Annotated in this window: 21 protein-coding genes and 1 tRNA gene; 10 read left to right on the forward strand and 12 right to left on the reverse strand. The window is 61.0% G+C overall.

Features of this window, described 5'->3' with window-relative positions:
* Positions 1-161 precede the first annotated feature (161 nt).
* The 5 genes from uvrB to FSO04_RS31560 all read left to right on the forward strand — a co-directional run bounded on the left by uvrB (position 162) and on the right by FSO04_RS31560 (position 5,936).
* Complete coding sequence (gene uvrB, locus FSO04_RS31540) at positions 162-2,255, forward strand: excinuclease ABC subunit UvrB (protein ID WP_154565518.1); 2,094 nt, start codon at positions 162-164, stop codon at positions 2,253-2,255.
* Between the two features lie 341 nt (positions 2,256-2,596).
* The gene (locus FSO04_RS31545; RefSeq protein WP_154565519.1) at positions 2,597-3,145 is read left to right on the forward strand and encodes an iron transporter; all 549 of its coding nucleotides are present in this window, start codon (positions 2,597-2,599) and stop codon (positions 3,143-3,145) included.
* A gap of 121 nt (positions 3,146-3,266) precedes the next feature.
* On the forward strand, positions 3,267-3,599 hold the full coding sequence (locus FSO04_RS31550; protein WP_154565520.1) for a cupredoxin domain-containing protein: 333 nt from the start codon (positions 3,267-3,269) through the stop codon (positions 3,597-3,599).
* Positions 3,600-3,687: 88 nt separating this feature from the next.
* On the forward strand, positions 3,688-4,533 hold the full coding sequence (locus FSO04_RS31555) for an FTR1 family iron permease (RefSeq protein ID WP_154565521.1): 846 nt from the start codon (positions 3,688-3,690) through the stop codon (positions 4,531-4,533).
* The gene (locus FSO04_RS31560) at positions 4,530-5,936 is read left to right on the forward strand and encodes a 4Fe-4S binding protein (RefSeq protein WP_154565522.1); all 1,407 of its coding nucleotides are present in this window, start codon (positions 4,530-4,532) and stop codon (positions 5,934-5,936) included. The genes FSO04_RS31555 and FSO04_RS31560 overlap by 4 nt, the downstream gene beginning before the upstream one ends.
* Positions 5,937-6,221: 285 nt before the next feature.
* On the opposite strand, the gene hemP is transcribed toward FSO04_RS31560, so the two are convergent.
* The 4 genes from hemP to FSO04_RS31580 form a co-directional block, all read right to left on the reverse strand.
* Positions 6,222-6,482: a hemin uptake protein HemP gene (hemP, locus tag FSO04_RS31565; protein WP_154565523.1), complete on the reverse strand. Its 261-nt coding sequence runs from the start codon at positions 6,480-6,482 to the stop codon at positions 6,222-6,224.
* A 129-nt stretch (positions 6,483-6,611) separates the two neighbouring features.
* Positions 6,612-7,094: an SRPBCC family protein gene (locus FSO04_RS31570; RefSeq protein WP_154565524.1), complete on the reverse strand. Its 483-nt coding sequence runs from the start codon at positions 7,092-7,094 to the stop codon at positions 6,612-6,614.
* A 117-nt stretch (positions 7,095-7,211) separates the two neighbouring features.
* Entirely contained in the window at positions 7,212-7,610 is a 399-nt protein-coding gene (locus tag FSO04_RS31575; protein WP_154565525.1) for an OsmC family protein, read from the reverse strand.
* Positions 7,611-7,802: 192 nt separating this feature from the next.
* The gene (locus tag FSO04_RS31580) at positions 7,803-8,681 is read right to left on the reverse strand and encodes a pirin family protein (RefSeq protein ID WP_154565526.1); all 879 of its coding nucleotides are present in this window, start codon (positions 8,679-8,681) and stop codon (positions 7,803-7,805) included.
* 123 nt (positions 8,682-8,804) lie between these two features.
* On the opposite strand from FSO04_RS31580, the gene FSO04_RS31585 reads away from it, so the two are divergent.
* Positions 8,805-9,791 (forward strand): LysR family transcriptional regulator, encoded by a 987-nt coding sequence (locus FSO04_RS31585; protein WP_154565527.1) that lies wholly within the window; start codon positions 8,805-8,807, stop codon positions 9,789-9,791.
* A gap of 402 nt (positions 9,792-10,193) precedes the next feature.
* Here the strand turns inward: FSO04_RS31585 and FSO04_RS31590 are convergent, their stop codons facing one another.
* The 8 genes from FSO04_RS31590 to FSO04_RS31625 all read right to left on the reverse strand — a co-directional run bounded on the left by FSO04_RS31590 (position 10,194) and on the right by FSO04_RS31625 (position 16,769).
* Entirely contained in the window at positions 10,194-10,613 is a 420-nt protein-coding gene (locus tag FSO04_RS31590; RefSeq protein WP_054042130.1) for an ExbD/TolR family protein, read from the reverse strand.
* A gap of 16 nt (positions 10,614-10,629) precedes the next feature.
* Positions 10,630-11,358, reverse strand: coding sequence for a MotA/TolQ/ExbB proton channel family protein (locus FSO04_RS31595; RefSeq protein ID WP_054042128.1), 729 nt, complete (start codon positions 11,356-11,358; stop codon positions 10,630-10,632).
* Positions 11,359-11,385: 27 nt separating this feature from the next.
* Positions 11,386-12,117 (reverse strand): energy transducer TonB, encoded by a 732-nt coding sequence (locus FSO04_RS31600; RefSeq protein ID WP_154565528.1) that lies wholly within the window; start codon positions 12,115-12,117, stop codon positions 11,386-11,388.
* Positions 12,118-12,391: 274 nt separating this feature from the next.
* On the reverse strand, positions 12,392-12,628 hold the full coding sequence (locus tag FSO04_RS31605) for a (2Fe-2S)-binding protein (protein WP_097391932.1): 237 nt from the start codon (positions 12,626-12,628) through the stop codon (positions 12,392-12,394).
* A 216-nt stretch (positions 12,629-12,844) separates the two neighbouring features.
* On the reverse strand, positions 12,845-13,732 hold the full coding sequence (gene murI / locus FSO04_RS31610; protein ID WP_154565529.1) for a glutamate racemase: 888 nt from the start codon (positions 13,730-13,732) through the stop codon (positions 12,845-12,847).
* A gap of 168 nt (positions 13,733-13,900) precedes the next feature.
* Positions 13,901-14,380 carry a bacterioferritin gene (gene bfr, locus FSO04_RS31615; protein ID WP_154565530.1) on the reverse strand — a complete coding sequence of 160 codons (480 nt, stop codon included), beginning with the start codon at positions 14,378-14,380 and terminating at the stop codon, positions 13,901-13,903.
* Between the two features lie 199 nt (positions 14,381-14,579).
* The gene (locus FSO04_RS31620) at positions 14,580-16,103 is read right to left on the reverse strand and encodes a fumarate hydratase (RefSeq protein WP_154565531.1); all 1,524 of its coding nucleotides are present in this window, start codon (positions 16,101-16,103) and stop codon (positions 14,580-14,582) included.
* A 57-nt stretch (positions 16,104-16,160) separates the two neighbouring features.
* Positions 16,161-16,769: a TIGR00645 family protein gene (locus tag FSO04_RS31625; RefSeq protein WP_154565532.1), complete on the reverse strand. Its 609-nt coding sequence runs from the start codon at positions 16,767-16,769 to the stop codon at positions 16,161-16,163.
* Positions 16,770-17,554: 785 nt separating this feature from the next.
* On the opposite strand from FSO04_RS31625, the gene acs reads away from it, so the two are divergent.
* From acs to FSO04_RS31645, 4 genes are all read left to right on the forward strand, one after another.
* Complete coding sequence (gene acs / locus FSO04_RS31630) at positions 17,555-19,537, forward strand: acetate--CoA ligase (protein ID WP_154565533.1); 1,983 nt, start codon at positions 17,555-17,557, stop codon at positions 19,535-19,537.
* Between the two features lie 148 nt (positions 19,538-19,685).
* Positions 19,686-20,078 carry a DUF4212 domain-containing protein gene (locus FSO04_RS31635; RefSeq protein WP_154565534.1) on the forward strand — a complete coding sequence of 131 codons (393 nt, stop codon included), beginning with the start codon at positions 19,686-19,688 and terminating at the stop codon, positions 20,076-20,078.
* 4 nt (positions 20,079-20,082) lie between these two features.
* Positions 20,083-22,101, forward strand: a complete 2,019-nt coding sequence (locus FSO04_RS31640) for a sodium:solute symporter family protein (protein WP_154565535.1) — start codon at positions 20,083-20,085, stop codon at positions 22,099-22,101.
* Between the two features lie 60 nt (positions 22,102-22,161).
* A tRNA-Ser gene (locus FSO04_RS31645) sits at positions 22,162-22,252 on the forward strand.
* Positions 22,253-22,356: the final 104 nt, after the last annotated feature.

The raw sequence follows: 22,356 nt of genomic DNA on the forward strand, positions 1-22,356 counted from the left end.
CCTCTACGTTCGACATATCCACCTATCTACACGTGTATCATTCCCGTGCTTGTATTTATCTATCTATGTCCAAGTCACGTATTCACATCTACTATATTATTTTATTACCGATTTTTTTTTTTGTTTTTTTTAGATGTGTATAAGAGACAGGTGCCGCCCCCATGTCCGAACAACATCTGACTGAAGTCGACGAGACGCTTGACGAATCCAAATTCGTCGCGTTCGAAGGCTCGCCGTTCCAGCTTTACCAGCCGTATCCGCCCGCGGGCGACCAGCCCACGGCGATCGACACGCTCGTCGAAGGCATCGAGGACGGGTTGTCGTTCCAGACGCTGCTCGGCGTGACCGGCTCCGGCAAAACCTTCACGATGGCCAACACCATCGCGCGGCTCGGCCGGCCGGCGATCGTGTTCGCGCCGAACAAGACACTCGCCGCGCAGCTCTATTCGGAGTTTCGCGAGTTCTTTCCGCGCAATGCGGTCGAGTACTTCGTCTCGTACTACGACTACTACCAGCCGGAAGCGTATGTGCCGCAGCGCGACCTGTTCATCGAGAAAGATTCGTCGATCAACGAGCACATCGAGCAGATGCGGCTGTCGGCCACCAAGAGCCTGATGGAGCGGCGCGACGTGATCATCGTCGGCACGGTGTCGGCGATTTACGGTATCGGCAACCCGTCGGAATATCACAAGATGATTCTGACGCTACGCACCGGCGACAAGCTCGGCCAGCGCGACATCATCGCCCGGCTGATCGCGATGCAGTACAACCGCAATGAAGCCGACTTCCAGCGCGGTTCGTTCCGCGTGCGCGGCGACACGATCGATATTTTCCCGGCCGAGCACGCCGAAATGGCGGTGCGCATCGAGTTATTCGACGACGAGGTTGAGACGCTGCAACTGTTCGATCCGCTCACCGGCCGCGTGCGGCAGAAGATTTCCCGCTTCACCGTGTACCCGTCGTCGCACTATGTGACGCCGCGCGATACCGTGGTGCGCGCGGTCGAAACGATCAAGACCGAACTGCGCGACCGGCTCGAGTTCTTCTATAGCAACGGAAAGCTCGTCGAAGCGCAGCGGCTCGAGCAGCGCACCCGCTTCGATCTGGAAATGCTGCAGGAGTTGGGCTTCTGCAAGGGCATCGAGAACTACTCGCGGCACTTCTCGGGCGCAGCACCCGGCGAGCCGCCGCCGACGCTGGTTGACTATTTGCCGCCCGACGCGCTGATGCTGCTCGACGAGTCGCATGTGCTGATCGGCCAGTTGAACGGCATGTATAACGGCGACCGGGCGCGTAAAGAGAATCTGGTCGACTACGGTTTTCGCTTGCCGTCGGCGCTCGACAATCGCCCGCTCAAGTTCAACGAGTTCGAGCGCAAGATGCGCCAGGTCGTGTTCGTGTCGGCCACGCCGGCCGATTACGAAAAGAAAACGGCGGGGCAAGTGGCCGAGCAGCTGGTGCGTCCGACTGGCCTCGTCGATCCGGAAATCGAGGTGCGTCCGGCGCGTACCCAGGTCGACGATGTGCTGGCCGAAATCAACGAGCGTGTCAAAGTGGGCGACCGTGTGCTGGTCACGGTGCTGACCAAGCGGATGGCCGAGCAGTTGACCGAATTTCTGGCCGACCACGGCGTCAAGGTGCGCTACCTGCACAGCGACATCGATACGGTGGAGCGGGTCGAAATCATCCGCGATCTGCGGCTGGGCACGTTCGACGTGCTGGTCGGGATCAACCTGCTGCGCGAGGGGCTGGATATTCCGGAAGTTTCGCTGGTTGCGATTCTCGACGCGGACAAGGAAGGTTTCCTGCGCGCCGAGCGCTCGCTGATCCAGACCATCGGCCGGGCGGCGCGTAACGTGAACGGTAAAGCGATTCTCTACGCGGACCGGGTGACCGATTCGATGCGCCGCGCCATCGACGAAACCGAGCGGCGGCGCGCCAAGCAGATCGCCTACAACCTGGAGCACGGCATTACGCCGCGCGGCGTGGTCAAACGGATTCGTGACATCATCGACGGGGTGTACAACGTCGACGACGCTCGCGCCGAGCTGAAGGAACAGCAGACTCGGGCGAAATTCGAGGACATGTCCGAGAAGCAGCTCGCCAAGGAACTCAAGCGCCTCGAAAAGCAGATGATGGAGCACGCCAAGAATCTCGAGTTCGAAAAGGCCGCACAGACCCGCGACCAATTGGCGCTGCTGCGGCAGCGCGTATTTGGCGCGAACGTCGGCGACCACGTGCCCGGCGTCGAATAAATTCTTCCTGCTTATCAAGGAAGGCGCGAAGAAAGGCGCGGCAATGTGCCGCGCCTTGCCTTTCCAGCGCATTGCACCCCGCCAACACCGTCCCTGCGCTTCCCTTAACACCGCCTTAAGACCCTGCTCCGATAAGGCTTTGGGTGTCTCCTCGTTTGTTCTCCCTGCCGATCAATGATAAACTCGACCAATATTGAGAATGGTTCGCATTAACGTTCGTAATGCGATTGTCTGCGGTCTGTCGCCCCTGTCAGTGGACGTGGGGACCGCGGCTTAAAAAGCATGCGCACCGCACTGTTCCAATGAGTTCGATTCCAGTCTGATAAAAACAAGGAGTTTCAATGCGGATTTCTTCATTTGTGCGTGGTGGCGCAGCAGCGGTGGCCGCGGTAGCGGCGCTCTCCGCAACGGCAGCGGAATACCCGATCGGCAAGCACCAGATTCAGGGCGGCATGGAAATCGGTGCGGTCTATCTGCAGCCGATCACGATGGAACCCGAAGGCATGATGCGCAAGGCGTCGGATTCGGACGTCCACCTGGAAGCCGACATCCACGCAGTCAAGAACAATCCGACCGGTTTCGCCGAAGGCGACTGGATGCCGTATCTGCAAGTTCGCTATGAATTGACCAAAGCCGGTTCGAATCAGACTCAGAAGGGCGACATGATGGCGATGGTCGCCAACGACGGTCCGCATTACGGCGACAACGTCAAGCTGCAGGGCCCCGGCAAATACCACCTGAAGCTCGTGGTCGACGCGCCGATGCAAACCGGCCACATGGCTTTCGGCCGTCACGTCGACAAGGAAACCGGCGTGGGTCCGTGGTTCAAGCCGATCACGCTCGAATACGACTTCACGTACGCGGGCATCGGCAAGAAGGGCGGGTACTGATCAACGCGGATCAACGCGAATCATCACGGTTTGCCGCGCCAAACGCGGAGCGAACCGCATGAATGAATGCAGCAGACGGCGCCAGGCATGAACCTCGGCGCCGCGTTTTCCGGAAAGGCTAATGAGAATTAACCGAAAAATCGCGATCCTCGCCATGACCGCTTTGACGGTGGGGGCCGCGCACGCAGCGGATCTGCCGACCTTCAACCTGGAAATGAACGACGGCAAGCTCAATCCGGCGCGCATCGAAGTGCCGGCAGGGCAGCGCATCAAGATCGCGATACGCAACACCGGCAAGGGCGCGGCCGAATTCGAAAGCGTGCAGTTGCGTAAAGAGAAAGTGCTGGCGCCGGGCGGGGATTCGTTCGTCGTCATCGCTCCGCTCTCGCCGGGCGAGTACAAGTTCTTCGACGATTTCCATCAGCAGGCGCAGGGCGTGATCGTCGCGAAGTAATAGTCATGGCTTGGGGTGCGAGCGCATGCCTTGAGCAACCGGGTTACGCGTTCGCCAAAGCAGTAGCAGGGTAGAAGGGAGAGCTTGGATGGGTCAGATTTTGTTCATCGTGTGGCGGGAAAGCGTTGAGGCCTTGCTGGTCGTCGGCATCCTGTACGCGTGGTTGAAAAATGGCGACGACGATGCGCGCCGCGGTTTGCCGTACCTGTGGGGCGGCGTCGCGGCCGGTGTGGTCGCGGCGGTCGCGCTCGGCGCGGCGCTGGTTGGTTTCACCGAAGTGCTCTCCGGTGACGCGCAGGACTATTTCCAGACCGCAATGGTGCTGGTTGCGTGTGTGCTGATCGTGCAGATGGTGCTGTGGATGAAGCAGCACGGCCGGTCCCTCAAGCGCGACATGGAACAGTCGCTGCAAAAGAGCAAGCGCGATTCGAACTGGTGGGGTGTCGCCTTGCTGGTCGCCTTGGCAATCGCGCGCGAAGGCAGTGAAACAGTGATCTTCCTGTACGGTCTCGGCTTTGGCCAATCGGGTCACGTGGATGGTAGCCAGATGCTCGCTGTGATCATCGGCCTCGGTCTCGCATTGCTGACCTTCTACGTGCTGCAGTTGGGCGGCAAGTATTTCTCGTGGCGGCTCTTCTTCCGTGTCACTGAAATCATGCTGCTGTTCCTCGGCGCGGGTCTGTTCCAGACCGGTGTCGACAAGCTGATCGACAAGGAATTTCTGCCGACGATCATCGACCAGATGTGGAACTCGTCGGCCATCCTCGACGACTCGAGTACCTTCGGTTCGCTGGTCGCGACGCTTACCGGTTATCGCGCCCACCCTGCGCTGATGAATCTGGTCGCCTATGCCGTGTACTGGTTGGTTGTCTATCTGTTGGTGCGCCGCGCGAATCGCAAACCGGCGCAGCAGGCCGCGGGGCGCGCGGCATGAGTACCGTTATGACCCGCCCGGGCCGCCTTGCCGCGGCCGGGCAGTGGATGCAGCGTCACGGCGGTTTGATCCGCGGCATTCAGTGGGTTGTGGTGGCGGTGTACGCGTTCCTGATTCTCGTGCCGGCGGTGATGCCGCTGCCGGACGACACCGCGCATCTGTGGACCAACCTGACGCTTGCCGCGCAGTTCGTGTTCTGGGGCATCTGGTGGCCGTTCGTGCTGCTGTCGATGGTGATGCTCGGTCGTGTCTGGTGCGGCGTGCTGTGTCCGGAAGGCGCGCTCGCCGAATTTGCCAGCAAATATGGCCGCGGTTGGGCGATTCCGCGCTGGATGCGCTGGGGCGGCTGGCCGTTCGTCGCGTTCGGCATCACCACCATCTATGGGCAGATGGTCAGCGTCTACCAGTATCCGAAAGCGGTGCTGCTGGTGCTCGGCGGCTCGACCTTCGCGGCGATGATCATCGGCCTGCTGTACGGACGCGAGAAGCGCGTCTGGTGCAAGTACCTGTGCCCCGTCAATGGGGTTTTTTCGCTACTGGCGCGTCTCGCGCCGTTCCATTACAAAGTCGATGAAGACGCGTGGCGCCGTTCGTACAAGAACGGCGAACATGGGCATCGCGTGATTCCAATCAACTGCGCGCCGCTGGTGCCGCTGCGCAATATGAAGGGCGCGTCGGACTGTCATATGTGCGGCCGTTGCAGCGGACATCGCGACGCGATCGCGCTGACGTGGCGTGCGCCGTCGTCGGAAGTCGTGCAGCTCGGCGACAAACAGGCGAACCCGTGGGACACCGCATTGATCCTGTACGGCCTGCTCGGCATCGCGATCGGCGCATTCCACTGGACCGCTTCGCGCTGGTTCGTCGACCTGAAGATGTTCTTCGCCACCTGGCTGGTCGATCATGACATCTCGTGGCCGCTCGACACCAACGCGCCGTGGTTCCTGTTCACGCATTACCCCGAGCAGAACGACGTGTTCTCGTGGCTCGACGGCACGATGGTGATCGGCTACATCCTCGCCACGGCGCTGGTGTACGGCACGGTGCTGCTGGTGCTGTTGATGGGCGCGTCGCGCATGCTGGGGCGCTTCAGCTTCGTGCGTCTGCATCATTTGACGCAAGGCCTGATTCCGATTGCCGGCGCAGGTGTGTTCCTCGGCTTGTCGGCGACTACGCTGTCGCTGCTGCGCGCGGAGCATCTGTCGTTGTGGTGGGCGTCGGATATGCGTATCGCGATACTGGCGATTGCCAACCTGTGGAGCGCGTGGCTCGCCTGGCTCGTCACACGTCGCTATAGCGAGCGCTTCGGTCAACGCGGCCTCGCGATGGTATGGTTCGCAGCGGCGCTGGCGGTGGTCGATAGCGCATGGTGGCTCATGTTCTGGGGCTGGGCTTCGAAGTAAGTCTTAACGCTTCAACGCGCTGCCGGGAGCCGATCGGCGCCGTGCAAAACAAAAGCCGTGGAGATGACAGCATCCCACGGCTTTTTCATTTTCTGCATGTGCGACACACGTCGTGTCGTGTATCCGCATTGGGTGAGAACCAAAAAAGCGGCCTGGCTGGCTGCGACGACTGGCTTGGTGTCTGCACGAAGGGGTCTAGTTCTCACGTGCAAGCCGTCGTGGCTGGCTAATGCCTAACACCTCTCGAGGAGGTGGTCCCCACAATACCCGGTTCGGTGTTGCCTGTTACTTCGTCAGGATCAGCTTGCCTAACCGCGTTGCACGCAGTTGGTAGGTCTCGCCGTTATGCAGGATGCTGACGTGGCTATGTCCTTGCAGCAGCGCGTCGCTGCGCACGACCCGATCCGACTTCTCGCTCGTCTCGTTGGCGTGATCCGCTGCCGGCTTCGCGGCGGTTGCCGTCGCCGTCGATGCTTTCGGACGGCTGGTCAGCGCGGCCGCCGGGCGGCGCAGGCTGAGTGTGGAAGAGCGGTTGAGATCGGTCATTCGTTTTTGCTGTTGGTCGATTCGATGGATTAATTCTAAATGATAACTATTCCCATTTACAAGAAAGAGAAATTCATCGGATTCAACTTTCGATAGTTGAATGATACGGGCGGAACGCCCGCACACGCATCAATGCAATGAACCGGGTTCTTGCCTCGCCTGCACGTACTGGCGGATCAGTCGCACGGTATCGATATCGTTCTCGCGATACGCTGACTTCACGATCTCTTGCGTCGTCACAGCGTCCTGGTCGTCGGAGACCGGCAAGGTGGTCGTGTATTCGAAGCGCAGGAACAATTGCAATTCGTCAGGCTGCTCGATCGTCATGGTCAGCGAGCCGCCGACATAGTCCGCGGTCGGCAGAATGTCGTAACGCACGCTCTGGCGATCCTGCAGCGTGACACGGTCGCGCACGGTGGCCTTGCCGTAGTGCAGCTCCCGTTCGAGCGTGTCGCCTTCGCGCGAAAGGATGGTGCAACTATCGAGTCCGATCACGAACAGTTGCGGCTGTTCGGCGCGCAGCACGAGGCCTTCCCATAACTGCTCGCGGGTCATCGAGTCGACAAACGGATTCAACGGATCGTTGATCTGGATAAGGTGTTCGAAATTCAAAACGACGGCTTCCTATGAAAGCGTTGCATAACGTTCAGCCCGGCTGAGCCAACCACACCATTGTCGCGCTCGGCGAGCTATCGCGCCAATGTGTCGACGCGTGCGGCTCGCATGGCTTCAGGCGACGGCAAGACCCGAACGGATCGTGATCGAATGTGTGAGGATCTTGTGAACCGGGCACGCATTGGCAATCTGCAAGAGCCGTTCCCGCTGCTCGTCGGACAGATCGCCTTCCAGCATGATCTTGCGGTCGATGGTCGAACCCGCGTCGCCGGTTTCAAGCGACAGCGCCACGCGCACGTCGGCGAGCGGCCAGCCCTTACGCTGAGCGTACATCTTCAGCGTGATCGACGTACAGGCGCCGAGGCTCGACAGCAACAGCGCGACGGGCGTCGGCCCGCGATCACCGCCGCCAAGCGACTCGGGTTCGTCGGCGAGCCACGTGTGCTTGCCGTCATCGAAAAGGACCTGGAAATTCGTCGAACCGATGTGGGCGGTGACGGTGGACTCTGCCATGCGCGCTCCTGAACAGGGACGGAAATCGCCGCGCACCACGATCCATCACGGTTGGACAGCGTGGTGCGCGGCATGAATTGCTATTGTGAACGAATTCACCGGCCTTCGTGCCCATGCGCAGCGGCGGCGCGGGAGGGTGATGAGCGCCGCGTCACCGCAATCATGAGCGGCGGCGCGTGCCGATGTGGCACATCAGTGGGTGATCGCGCCCATGCGCCCGGCCTGGTAATCGGTCACGGCCTGACGGATTTCGTCTTCCGTGTTCATCACGAACGGACCGTAGCGCACCACCGGCTCTTTCAGCGGCACGCCGCCCAGCAGCAGCACTTCGAGCGGCTCGGCGCCAGCTGTGAGCGTGATCGAGTCGCCGTCGTTCCGAAACACCACCATCTTCTGTGCGTCGATTTCCTGGCGTGCTTCCCCTTCGCCGTAGAAGCCCTTGCCGGACAGGCTGTAAGCAAACACGCGATAGTCGGCCGGCACCGGTTGCTGGATCGTCGCGCCCGGTTGCAGCGAGAAATGCTGATACAGGATCGGCGTGCGCGTTTCGATCGCCGCCTTCACGCCGAGCGCTTCGCCCGCGATCACCTTGACGCGGACCTTGCCGTCCGCGGACGTTGCGACCGGAATGCTGGCCGACGGTATCTCCTGATAGCGCGGCGCGATCATCTTGTCGCGGCGCGGCAGGTTCACCCACAGTTGCACGCCATGCACCCGCCCACCCGTACGCATGAACGACGGGTCCGGCATTTCACTGTGCACGACGCCTGCGCCCGCCGTCATCCATTGCACGTCGCCGGCATGCAGCGTGCCCGAATGGCCCGCCGAATCCTTGTGGCCGAACTGGCCCTCGAGCGCGTACGTGACCGTTTCGAAGCCGCGATGCGGATGATCCGGCGCGCCTTTTGCCTCGCCCGGCGCGTAGTCGATCGGCCCCATTTCGTCGAGCAGCAGGAACGGATCAAAATCCATCAGCAAACGGGTGGGAAACGGACGGTGGACGATAAAGCCGCCGCCTTCGGTCGTGCGAACGGCGGGAAACGTGCGTTCGATCGTGCGTGTCGTGCTCATCAAAAGTCACCTTGAAAAATGGGGAATAGCGTTATTTTTGAAACATAGAGCTATTATAGGGACCGTTTTCCTAGGCGCCAGCCACCCTCACGCAATGGATTGTTCTATTACTGGAACGATGAGATGAAGATCGATTCACACAATCTGAATGACCTGATGTATTTTTCGCAGGTCGTCGAACATGGTGGTTTTTCTGCCGCCGAGCGCGTGCTGGGCATTTCCAAGTCGCGCCTGTCGCGCCGGCTCACCGAGCTGGAAGCGTCGTTAGGCGTACGTTTGCTGCAGCGTTCCACCCGTAAGCTGGCGCTCACTGAAGCCGGCCAGCTCTTCTACCAGCACTGTCAGGCGATGCTGAGCGAAGCACAGGCGGCCGTCAACGTCGTGCAGCAATTGCGGTCGTCGCCACGTGGCACGGTGCGCGTGAGCGTGCCGGTGACGATTTCGCAGACCATCCTGTCGCAGATCCTGCCGGAATTCATGCATCGCTACCCGGAAGTGCGTGTGGTAATGCGCGTCACGAACCGTGTGGTCGATCTGTTTGAAGATTCGATCGATATCGCGTTGCGCGTGCGCTCTGCTCCACCGGAGAACGCCAACATCGTCGTGCGGCCGTTGTGGCGCACGCAGCAGATGCTGGTCGGCGCACCGAGCCTGTTGCAGCAGAATGCGCCGCCGCTGTTGCCTGCCGATCTGAGCCGGTTCGAAACGCTCGACGTGCCAACCGGCGACGGACGCCATGTCTTCGAGCTGATCGCCCCCGACGGCACGCGCCACGCGCACGAACACGAGCCGCGCCTCGTCACCGCCGATCTGATGACGATCCGTGAAGCGGTGCTGTCCGGCGTGGGTATCGCCGCATTGCCGGAGATGATGTACGGCAGCGCGCTGCGCGCGGGGCAATTGTCGCCGGTGATGCCGGGCTGGACCTTTCCGACGCCGCAGTTGTACGCGGTATTCGTGTCGCGGCAGGGAATGGTGCCGGCTGTGCGCGCGTTCGTCGATTATCTGGTCGAAATGCTCGATCCGGACGAAGGCAAGCACATCATGGGCGAGTGTCCGACGCGCACCGAGCAAGACGCCGCGCAGCCCGCTTTTGCGGTTGCCTCATAGCACTTATTACGCACGGCAACATCGCTTTTAGCATTTAAGCGCCGCCTGTCATGAGTACTTTCAATGGCGGTTTGCTTGAATGCGCGCGCTCACAGGCCTATAGTGAAATCCCTTCGCTAAGGAGTCTCTTATGCGAAAACTCATGGCCTCTATGATAGTGGGCCTGATAGGGCTGACCGCGCTGTCCGTGTCGATCACGGCTGTCGCATGCGGTGACTCGAGCTATCAGTCATCTTCTGATGGTAAATGATCCCGCCGCCCGAAGGCGCCGAGTGCGCAAAAAAAAGGCCTTCATCTGACGATGAAGGCCTTTTACTTTTAGCCCTTGTTTCAAGGGCTTTTCTGTTTTTTCGGCAGACGCTGCTTAACAAGGGCGCATTGCTGCGCTCAGATCACTTGCGATTATTTGCCTTTGGGCTGCGTGACGAAGCCGATCTTCGTGAGACCGCCGGCCTGCGCCGCCGACATCACTTCCGCCACTTTCTCGTACGCGACCTTGCGGTCCGCATCCAGATGCAGCTCCGGCTGCGGATTCGCTTGCGCAGCCTCTGCAATTTTCGCGCGCAGCGCTGCGTCGTCGACTTTCTTGTCGTCCCACAAGACGTTGCCGTCCGCATCGACGGAGACCGTGACTTGCGCGGGCTTGGTGTCTTCCTTCTGACTGCTCGCATGCGGCAGATCGATTTTGACCGCGTGACGAATCACCGGAATCGTCACCATGAAGACGATCAGGAGAACCAACATCACGTCGACGAGCGGCGTCATGTTGATTTCGTTCATCAGGCCGTCGTCATCGTCGCCGGCGAAGGGGCTCATTGCCATCGGAATGCCTCGTCGATCAGTTGGCGCGCGCGAGGCGCAAACCGTCGCCGCGTTTGGATGACGACAGACGGGCGCCCGTCACGAAGAACGCATGCAGGCCGTGTGCAAAGCGGCTCAGCTTGGCGACGATCGCCTTGTTGGCGCGCGTCAGTGCGTTGTAGCCGAGCACAGCCGGAATCGCGACGAACAGGCCGAACGCGGTCATGATCAGTGCTTCACCCACCGGGCCCGCGACCTGATCGATCGACGACTGGCCGCTTGCGCCGATTGCCAGCAGTGCGTGATAGATGCCCCACACCGTGCCGAACAGGCCGACGAACGGCGCCGTGCTGCCGATTGAGGCGAGAATCGCCAGACCGCTTTGCATGCGCGCGACGCTTTCGTCCATCGTGTCCTTCAGGCAGCGCGTCACCCAATCCGACACGTCCATGCGATCGTGCAGATGCGGCTGCGTCTGATGATGGTGATCGGCTGCTTCCTGGCCCGACAGCGCGAGCGCGAGAAACGGATTGTCCTGCGGCGTCGACGATTCGGCGCCGAGCTTCTTCACGCCGTCGGCGAGATCGTCCGAATGCCAGAACTGCTGCTCGGCATTCTTCGTGAGACGCTTCAGGCGCATCACATTCCAGCCTTTGATGACGATCACGCTCCACGACATGACCGACATGATCAGCAGCGCGAGCGCGATACCGCGCGTCACGAAATCCCCTTGCGCCCACACGTGCGCCAATCCGTAGTTTTGCATTGCAATTCCTTGTTTTTAAAATCTGCCTCAATCGTTCAGATTGAAGTTGTAAGGCTGGGTGGCCGTGGCCCGAATAGCCTGACCGTTCTCGACATAGGGCTTGCACGAGCTCGCATGCGCGGCGGCGATGGCGGCGTCGTCCAGACGGCTGAAGCCGCTGCTCTTTTTGAGCGAGATGCTTTCGACCTTCCCCGTCGGTCCGATGACGAACGTCACGTAGGCCGTACCGGTTTCGCCGCGGCGCTTCGACAGCGCGGGGTAGTCCGGCACGATCATGCTGCACTCGATGTGCGAGACATTCTTCGGCGCCGTGATGTCCATGGTCGGACGGCCGATTGCCGGCGCGGCCTGAGCGGCAGGCGCAGCCGGTGCGGCAGCCGCGGGCGTCGGCTCGGGCGCGGCGACAGGCGTCGGCGACGGAGCCGCGGCGACCGGCAACGGCGTGGGTGTCGGCTTAGGCGTTGGTGTCGGTTTGGGCTGGACCTTCGGCTTGGTGTGAACCGGCGGGATTGGCTTGGGCGGCGGGGCGATCGATTGCAGCGCCACGGGCGCGGCGACCGGTGCCGGCGCCAGCAACTGCGCGGTCATCACCTTCGATTCGATCACGGGTTGCAGCGGTTCATGACGCAGCGTCAGGATTACTGCAAGCAAAGCGATGTGAATTGCCGCGACCGCGGCAGTCGCGGCCAACGCACGGGCATTCATTCGGGGGGACGAAGCCGACGTGGCGCCGGCTGAAACGGGATGCGAGGCCTGCATGTTAGCGTGGCGGCGTGCCGTCGATGCGGCACGTCAGACAAGACATCGTCATGTTCGGAAGATCAACAGCGAAATGAACAAAGTAGTCACGAAACCAATCAGCAATTCCATCTCGAACTCCTTTTGACGGGTGAGCGGGTAGCTGGCTGGTACGGATACTGGCTTGCTGACGGCAGTGGGATAACGCGTGAAGCAGCGCGTGAAACAGAGCATGAAGCAGGGAGGCAGTGAACACTCTGGGCGCGCCGCGTGGGCCGCGCCCTCAAGCCGCGACTCAGGCGGCCTTGCGTTCGTAAAACGTCAGCGGCATGGCCTGCGAGTGATGATCGAAGCCGCAGCGGCTCGCGCACACGCCGCTTTCCATCATGACGCCGCGCACGGAATCCGCGCACTTGCCACAGCAGGAAGCGACGCCGAGTTCGAACTGGAGTTCGTCGAACGAATCGACGCCATCCGCGATCGAGGCACGGATCTTTCGGTCAGAAACAGACTTGCAGACACAGACAATCATGGCAGGGCGTCATAGCTAACGTTAATGCGAACTATTATCATTTTGATTGGCTCGTTTGGCAAGCGTCCTGCATGATTTTTTGTAACAAAACCAGACTCTTAGAAGGGTTTCGCCTAAAGAGCGGAATCCCGGGCAAGCGCCGGAGAAGGTGCGAAAACGCCTAAAAAGCGTGCAAAAAGGCCGCGCGGCGGCCCAAAAACGCGGTGGCGAGGGGTTTTATGCGGCTTGGGAATCCGGCGCTGCCGTGCGGCGCGACGGAATCACGACCTGGTCGACTGCGGCATCGATTTGCAGCAGGGTCGCGGCGAGCTGTTGCTGATGGGTGCCGTCGCTGGTCGAATAAAAGCGGGGCAGAACAGCGCCGGCGCTTTCCGGGACGGCGCGCAACCCGTGCTGGTCGAGTACCCGTTCGAGCTGGCGCGCAATGGCCACGCTCGTATCGATCAGCATTAGCCGGTCGCCGACGATGTCGCGGATCGCTGCATCGAGAAACGGGTAGTGGGTGCAGCCGAGCACCAGGGTGTCGGCGCCGGCATCGAGCATGGGCTGCAGGTAGCTGCGCAGCAGCGCGCGCAGTTCGGCGGAGCCTACGTCGCAGCGTTCCACCGCCTGTACGAGCCCGTGGCCCGGCTGGCAAAGAAAACGGCAATCGGCGGCGTAGCGCTCCAGCAGCCCCTGAAAGCGGGCACTGCGCAAGGTCACTTGTGTGGCGAGCACGCCGGCGACGCGTGTTTTCGACTGCAGCGCGGCCGGTTTGATGCCGGGTTCGACCCCCACCAGCGGAATCGCCAGCTTTTCGCGGACCAGCGCGATTGACTGTGCGGTCGCCGTGTTGCATGCGACCACCAGCGCCTTCGCGCCCTGGCTGGCGAGCCATTGTCCGATTGCGAGGGTACGGTCGGCGATGAAGTCGTCGTCGCGTTCGCCGTAGGGGGCGTAGAGCGAGTCGGCGACATAGATGAGCGCCTCGCCGGGCAGTTGCGCCCGAACCGCCCGCAGCACCGACAAACCGCCCAGACCCGAATCGAATATGCCGACCGGCGCTCGCGAACCGCCGCCTGAGGTGGCAATCCTGGCACTTGAGGACGGCGATTCTGCGGTCATAGGCGATGAGGACACGCGCGGCACAGCGGTCACGGAAAACTCACGAAAACGGGGAAGTGCGCAAGTATACCGCCCGCGCGGCGCCGGTCCTGACAAATGAGCTGCCAACCGGGACGGCGTACGAGCAGGCCCATGAACCGGCGCGCGGGCCGTTCCAACGTGGTCCGATCAGGACTCGACCGAACCCATCGCACTTTGCTGGTAGTTCTGGATGCCGACCTTGTCGATCAGATCCAGTTGCGTTTCGAGCCAGTCAATGTGTTCTTCAGTGTCGTCGAGAATCTTCACGAAGATTTCGCGCGAGATGAAATCACGTACGGATTCGCAATACGCGATTGCTTCTTTGCAGGTGCTTTGCGAAATCTGTTCGAGCTTCAGATCGCATTCGAGGATTTCTTTGGTTTCTTCGCCGATCAGCAGCTTGTGCAGGTCTTGCAGGTTCGGCAGGCCGTCGAGCATGAAAATGCGTTCGATCAGCCAGTCGGCGTGCTTCATTTCGCCGATCGATTCGTCGTATTCATGCTTGCCGAGTTTTTCGAGTCCCCAGTGCTTGTACATCCGTGCGTGCAGGAAGTACTGGTTAATGGCGGTGAGCTCGTTCTTGAGCTGGGAGTTCAGATACTCGATAACTTTCTTGTCGCCTTGCATGGGGTTTCCTTATTAGAGACTTGAATTTCCCAGAACAATAAACGCCGAAGGACAAAAAGCCAAGGCAAAAACACAGTTTTTTGCCTTGATTTGCAAGGTTTTGTGCGTGATGCGTACCGTTCTCATTTCATGATAAAAAAGCCGGGGTTCGAGGCCCCGGCTTCTACTTTTTCAGCTGTTACTGTCGATCAAACGCCGATCAAACCGTCGCGACCGGAATCTTGCCGATCTTGGCTTGCCACTCCTTCGGGCCGGTCTGGTGCACCGAGGTGCCGTTCGAATCGACGGCGACCGTCACGGGCATGTCCTGCACGTCGAACTCGTAGATCGCTTCCATGCCGAGGTCTTCGAACGCGAGAACCTTCGCGCTGCGAATTGCTTTCGATACGAGGTAAGCGGCGCCGCCCACGGCCATCAGATACGCGGCCTTGTGCTTCTTGATCGCCTCGATCGCAACCGGGCCACGCTCGGCTTTGCCGATCATCGAAATAAGACCGGTTTGCGACAACATCGTCTCGGTGAACTTGTCCATCCGCGTGGCGGTGGTCGGGCCTGCCGGGCCGACTGCTTCGTCACGCACCGGATCGACTGGTCCGACGTAATAGATCACGCGATTCGTGAAGTCGACCGGCAGCTTTTCGCCCTTCGCGAGCATGTCGGCGATGCGCTTATGCGCCGCGTCACGGCCCGTCAACATCTTGCCCGACAGCAGCAGCGTCTGGCCCGGCTTCCAGGCTGCGACTTCTTCCGGCGTCAGCGTGTTCAGATCGACGCGCTGGCTCTTTTCCGTGTCCGGTTCCCACTGGACTTTCGGCCATGCGTCGAGCGACGGCGCTTCGAGCTTCGCCACGCCCGAACCATCCAGCGTGAAGTGCGCGTGACGGGTCGCTGCGCAGTTCGGGATGATTGCGATCGGCTTGCTCGCAGCGTGAGTCGGTGCGGCCATGATCTTGACGTCGAGGACCGTAGCCAGACCGCCGAGACCTTGTGCACCGATGCCGAGCGCGTTGACCTTCTCGTGCAGTTCGACACGCAGTTCTTCGATCCAGTCCTGCGGGCCGCGCGCGATCACGTCCTGAATGTCGATCGGATCCATCAGCGATTCCTTCGCCATCACCATCGCTTTCTCGGCGGTGCCGCCGATGCCGATGCCGAGCATGCCCGGCGGGCACCAGCCTGCGCCCATGGTCGGCACGGTCTTGAGAATCCAGTCGACGATCGAGTCCGAAGGGTTCAGCATCGCGAACTTCGATTTGTTCTCCGAGCCGCCGCCCTTCGCCGCAACCTGCACGTCGACCTTGTCGCCCGGCACGATCTCGTAGTGGATCACGGCCGGCGTGTTGTCTTTCGTGTTCTTGCGCGCGCCTTCCGGCGGGCTGACGATCGATGCACGCAGCACGTTGTCCGGGTTCAGGTAACCGCGGCGCACGCCTTCGTTGATCATCTCGGTGACGCCCATCGTCGCACCGTCCCAACGCACGTCCATGCCGACCTTCACGAACACCGTGACGATGCCGGTGTCCTGGCAGATCGGGCGCTTGCCTTCGGCGCACATGCGGCTGTTGGTGAGGATCTGCGCGATCGCATCCTTCGCGGCCGGGCTCTCTTCGAGCTCGTAAGCGCGGCCCAAGGCCTGGATGTAATCGAGCGGGTGGTAATAGCTGATGTACTGAAGCGAATCAGCAATGCTCTGAATCAGATCTTCCTGTTTGATGACGGTCATGATGGCTAGCTCAGTGGGGACAATGGCGCTTGTTATCAGACTCGCAGGGCAGTGCGGTCAGTCGTGCGCCTTCAGGGGAGTGGAACCGGTCGAACTCACGACATGCAGCGCCGCGGGTTCCTGAAAATGTTTCGGATGTGTATGGGTGGTCAGACGGTCGACGAGAGCCATCACCAGCGCCGACACGAGGAATGCGACGTGGATGACGACCTGCCACATGATGGTGTGCGTCGAATTCTGATCGGGGCTGATGAAGGTCTTCAACAGATGGATCGACGAGATGCTGATCAGCGCCATCGACAATTTGACCTTCAGCACGCCGGCGTTCACGTGGTCGAGCCATTCCGGTTCGTCCGGATGACCCTCTACGCCCAGGCGCGACACGAAGGTTTCATACCCGCCGATAATCACCATGATCAGCAGGTTCGAGATCATCACCACGTCGATCAGGCCGAGTACCACCAGCATGATGTTGGTTTCGTCGAGCGTCATGGAGGCGCTGACCAGATGCCAGACTTCTTTCAGGAACAGGACGACGTACACGCCTTGCGCGACGATCAGGCCGAGGTAGAGCGGCACTTGCAGCCAGCGGCTCATGAAGATGAGGGCGGGGAGCGGACGCAGCGGGCGGCGCTGACGGGCTGAGTCGGGGCGCGGAGCGGACATAGGCAAGAGTCAGATGAAACGCAGGTGACGGAACACGGACTAAATGCGCTGATCCGCAGCGCATTTAGACGCGCGGATCAAGCACGCAAACGAGGCGCAGACGGCGCGGTACGCGGCCAGGGAAGGCCGGAAAAGCTCGCGTCAGGCGCGCTATTGTACAGCGTCGGTTAAATTTGCTGCGGCGCGGAGGGCAGTGCGGCGCTGACGAGGCCACCGGCGGCATCGCTTGACCTTCAGGCTCGCCAGCCAGATCCCTGCCACTGCGCAGGCGAGGTAATGAGAAGCAGGGAGTAACGATTCAAGCTGGAATCCAGACGGCTAGTTCAGTTAGCATTGTAAGAGGGCGTGCGAACCAGCGTAACGGTGCGGCGCCGGTGCGGCGTACGCGATGCTTCCCATGTACCCGATTTCGGCGTGGATCGCTTGTATCGGTATGTCGATCAGCACGCATGACCGGACCGTAGCGCGTAGCATGCCGTGCGTGGCTAGTCTGATCCAGTTAGGGTTTTCGCCCGCCACGCGATGCACCTCGCGTAAGTGGCCGGTAAGTTGCAAAGTTTATGTTTGAACGTGAGAGCGGAACGTCGGCCAGTCATTTGTGCTGCAGTGCGGCATAAATGAAAGTGAAAGGCGAACGGGCCGCGGCGCAGCGATCGGCGATCGCTGCGCGAGGGTTGGAGACAGCGCGCGGCCTATCGATCACGGATGGCGGCGCCATCATGACATGGCGAGCCATAGGCGCGCCGGTACAGGTTTTACGTTTCATCTTCACCAAGGGGTTGTCGATGTCTGCGATTGAATCGGTTCTTCAGGAACGCCGTGTTTTCCCGCCCTCCGCTGAAGCAGCGGCTGGCGCGTCGATCTCCGGCATGGATGCGTACCAGGCGCTTGTCGCCGAAGCGGAGCGCGATTACGAGGGTTTCTGGGGGCGCCTCGCTCGCGAGACGCTAAGCTGGAACACGCCCTTCAGCAAAGTGCTCGACGAATCGAAAGCGCCTTTCTACACATGGTTCGAAGACGGCCAGTTGAACGCGTCGTATAACAGCATCGACCGTCATGTCGAAGCCGGCAATGGCGAACGCGTCGCGATCATCTTCGAAGCCGACGACGGCACCGTCACCAACGTCACCTATCAGGATCTGCTGCAACGTGTGTCGCGCTTTGCGAACGCGCTGAAAAAACGCGGCGTGAAGAAGGGCGATCGCGTCGTGATCTATATGCCGATGTCGATCGAAGGCGTCGTCGCGATGCAGGCGTGCGCGCGGATCGGAGCAACGCATTCGGTGGTGTTCGGCGGCTTTTCGTCGAAGTCGCTCAATGAACGGCTGGTCGACGTGGGCGCTGTCGCGCTCGTCACGTCCGACGAACAGATGCGCGGCGGTAAAGCATTGCCGCTGAAGAACATCGCCGACGAAGCCATCGCCATGGGCGGCTGCGATGCGGTGAAGAGCGTGATTGTCTACAAGCGCACCGGCGGCAAAATCGCGTGGAACGAAAGCCGCGATCTGTGGATGCATGAACTCGCGCAGGCTGAATCGGATCAATGCGCGCCCGAGTGGGTCGGCGCCGAGCATCCGCTCTTCATCCTGTACACGTCGGGTTCGACCGGCAAGCCGAAGGGCGTGCAGCACAGCACCGGTGGCTATCTGCTGTGGGCCGCGCAGACCATGAAGTGGACGTTCGACTGGAAGCCCACGGATGTGTTCTGGTGTACCGCAGACATCGGCTGGATCACCGGCCATAGCTACATCACGTATGGCCCGTTGACGCTTGGCGGCACCCAGGTCGTGTTCGAAGGCGTGCCGACCTATCCGAACGCCGGCCGCTTCTGGGACATGATCGCCAAGCACAAGGTCACGCTGTTCTATACCGCGCCGACCGCGATCCGCTCGCTGATCAAGGCTGCCGAAGCGGACGAGAAAGTGCATCCGAAGAGCTATGACCTGTCGACGTTGCGCATCATCGGTACGGTCGGCGAGCCGATCAATCCGGAAGCATGGGTGTGGTATCACGAGAACGTCGGCGGCGGCCGCTGCCCGATCGTCGATACGTGGTGGCAAACCGAAACCGGCGGCCACATGATCACGCCGCTGCCGGGCGCGACGCCATTGGTGCCGGGGTCGTGCACGCTGCCGCTGCCGGGCATCATGGCGGCCGTGGTCGATGAAACCGGCCAGGACGTGCCGAACGGGCAGGGCGGCATTCTGGTGGTGAAGCGTCCATGGCCGTCGATGCTGCGCAACGTATGGGGCGATCCGGACCGCTACAAGAAGAGCTACTTCCCCGAAGAACTCGGCGGCACGCTGTATCTCGCCGGCGACGGCGCGGTGCGCGACAAGGAAACCGGCTACTTCACGATCATGGGCCGCATCGACGATGTGCTCAATGTGTCCGGCCACCGCCTCGGCACGATGGAGATCGAGTCGGCGCTGGTGTCGAACCCGCTCGTGGCTGAAGCTGCTGTGGTGGGTCGTCCTGATGCGACCACCGGCGAAGCCGTGTGCGCATTCGTGGTGCTCAAGCGCGCGCGTCCTGAAGGCGAAGAAGCGGTGAAGCTCGCCAACGAACTGCGCAATTGGGTCGCCAAGGAGATCGGTCCGATCGCCAAGCCGAAGGACATCCGCTTCGGAGAGAACCTGCCGAAGACGCGTTCGGGCAAGATCATGCGTCGCTTGCTGCGCTCGCTCGCGAAGGGCGAGGAAATCACCCAGGACGTGTCGACGCTGGAGAACCCGGCGATTCTCGATCAGCTCGGCGAGTCGCTCTGAGCTTAGGTTTGCCTGGGTTTGCAGCAAGGGTGTGTCGAACGATATGCCCTTGGCTGGACCCAGGTATCGACCACTCACGTCAGGCTGTTAAAGCCACCGCGCGGACAATCCCAATTGCCTGCCCGGTGGCTTTTTGATACATAGGCGCATGGCTGCGCCACACCACTCCTCTCACGCTACGCTCAATCCCGCGCCCGAACCCCCTCCGGTCTCGGCAGCGATGGCGCGCGCGCATCAGAAATACTGGCGCTTCAATCTCGCGTTGATCGCGACGTTGATGACGTTGGGCTTCGTGGTGTCGTTCGTGTTGCCGCTGGTGGCGCCGGCGTTGGATCAGATGCGCTTCAACGGCTTCAGGTTGCCGTTCTACTTCGGTGCACAAGGGGCGATTCTGATCTACGTAGCGTTGATCGTCGTTTATATCCTGCTGATGCAGCGCGCCGACCGCCGTCTGCAACGCGCTTTCGATGCGGATGCCAGTGCCGGTGCCAGTGCCAGTGCCAGTGCCGATTCCACCACGCCCGCTGCGCGCGGAAGCTGAGCCGATGAAGCTCACGAACCGGCTGATCCGCTCATACGCGCTCTATACGCTCGGCTTCCTGCTTTTCATCTATGTGATGTGGCGCATCGAGCGGACCACAGGCCCCGGCGTATGGATCGGCTATGTGTTCCTGTTCGTACCGATCGCGGTCTATGCGGTGATCGGGTTGCTGTCGCGCACGTCCGACCTCGTCGAATACTACGTAGCGGGGCGGCGCGTGCCGTCCGTCTTCAACGGCATGGCGACTGCGGCCGACTGGTTGTCCGCCGCATCGTTCATCGGCCTCGCCGGGTCGATCTATGCGACCGGATATGACGGTCTCGCGTATCTGATGGGCTGGACCGGCGGCTATTGCCTCGTCGCGTTCCTGCTCGCGCCATATGTGCGCAAACTCGCGCGCTACACGATTCCCGACTTTCTCGGCACGCGCTTTTCGAGCAACGCGGTGCGTGGACTCGCTGCGTTAGCGGCGATCCTCTGTTCGTTCGTTTATCTGGTCGCGCAGATTCAGGGCGTCGGCTTGATCGCGACGCGGTTTATCGGCGTGGATTTCGCGGTTGGTATTTTCTGCGGACTCGCGGGCATTCTCGTGTGTTCGTTTCTGGGCGGCATGCGTGCGGTGACGTGGACCCAGGTCGCGCAATACATCATCCTGATCGCGGCGATTCTGATTCCCGTGTCGATGATCGCGCATAAGGATGGTCTCGGCTGGGTGCCTCAGTTCAACTACGGGCGCTTGATGGAGCGCGTCGAAGGCCTGGAGAAGCAGGTGCGCGACGCGCCGCTCGAGCAGACCGTACGTGACGATTATCGGCGGCGCGCCGAGCTGATGCAGATGCGGCTCGACACGTTGCCGCAATCGTTCGTCGACGAGAAGCTGCGCCTCACGCAGGAAGTCGCGGACTTGCGACGCCACAATGGTCCGCTGCGCGAGATCAAGGAACGCGAGCGGGCGCTCGAACAATTTCCACACGATGCCGCGGCCGCACAGATCGTCTGGACCCAACGCCGCGATGAGATGCTGATGCGCGCGGCCGCGCCGGTGCCGATGCACGAGCCGTTTCCCGTTACGAGCGAAGAAGACAGGCGTACCCACGAGCGCAATTTTCTGTCGCTGCTGCTGTGTCTTTCGCTTGGCACCGCGAGCCTGCCGCATATCCTGACGCGCTACAACACGACGACCTCGGTGGCGTCCGCGCGACGCTCGGTCGGCTGGACGCTGTTCTTCGTCGCGCTGTTCTATCTGACGGTGCCTGTGCTGGCAGTGCTGATCAAGTACGAGATGCTGACCAACCTGGTGGGTCATCACTTTTCCGATTTACCGCAGTGGCTCACGCAGTGGCGCAAGGTCGAGCCGAGTCTGATCAGTCTTGCTGACACGAACGGCGACGGTATCGTGCGCTGGAGCGAGATCCAGATGCAGCCGGATATGGTGGTGCTCGCCGCGCCCGAGATCGCGGGGCTGCCGTATGTGATGTCCGGGTTGATCGCGGCCGGTGCGTTGGCCGCGGCGCTCTCGACTGCGGATGGTTTACTGCTGACTATCGCCAACGCGTTATCGCACGACGTCTACTACCACATGGTCGATCCGACAGCATCGAGCCAGCGGCGCGTGACGATCTCGAAGATTTTGTTGCTTGGGGTGGCGTTGTTCGCCTCGTATGTGGCTTCGTTGAATACGGGGAATATTCTGTTTCTGGTGGGCGCGGCGTTTTCGCTGGCGGCTTCGAGTCTGTTTCCTGTGCTGGTGTTAGGCGTGTTCTGGAAGCGGACCACGCGACTCGGGGCTGTCGCGGGCATGGTGGCGGGGCTGGTGGTGTGCATCTACTACATCGTGTCGACGTATCCGTTCTTCACGCAGATGACGGGCTTCGCTGGAGCTCGGTGGTTTGGCATCGAGCCGATCAGTTCGGGCGTGTTCGGCGTGCCGGCGGGGTTTCTGGTGGCGATCGGGGTGAGCCTGGTGGCCCGGAAACCGGACGCTTATACGAGGGCGCTGGTGGACTACATCCGGCATCCTTAGGCCGGTTTGCGCATGGGTCTGGCGCAGGGCCCGAAGTTTGCTATAATTCGGCTCCCCGCCGGAGAGATGGATGAGCGGTTTAAGTCGCACGCCTGGAAAGCGTGTATAGGTTAATAACCTATCCGGGGTTCGAATCCCCGTCTCTCCGCCACGAATTGAATGAGAAGCCGTTGAATTTAAAAGAATTCAACGGCTTTTGGCTTTTTAGGCCCATCGCCAGGCATTGGGTATGCAAACGCCCCTGTTCCCAGATCG

It is taken from the genome of Paraburkholderia madseniana (assembly GCF_009690905.1).
Classification (GTDB): domain Bacteria; phylum Pseudomonadota; class Gammaproteobacteria; order Burkholderiales; family Burkholderiaceae; genus Paraburkholderia; species Paraburkholderia madseniana.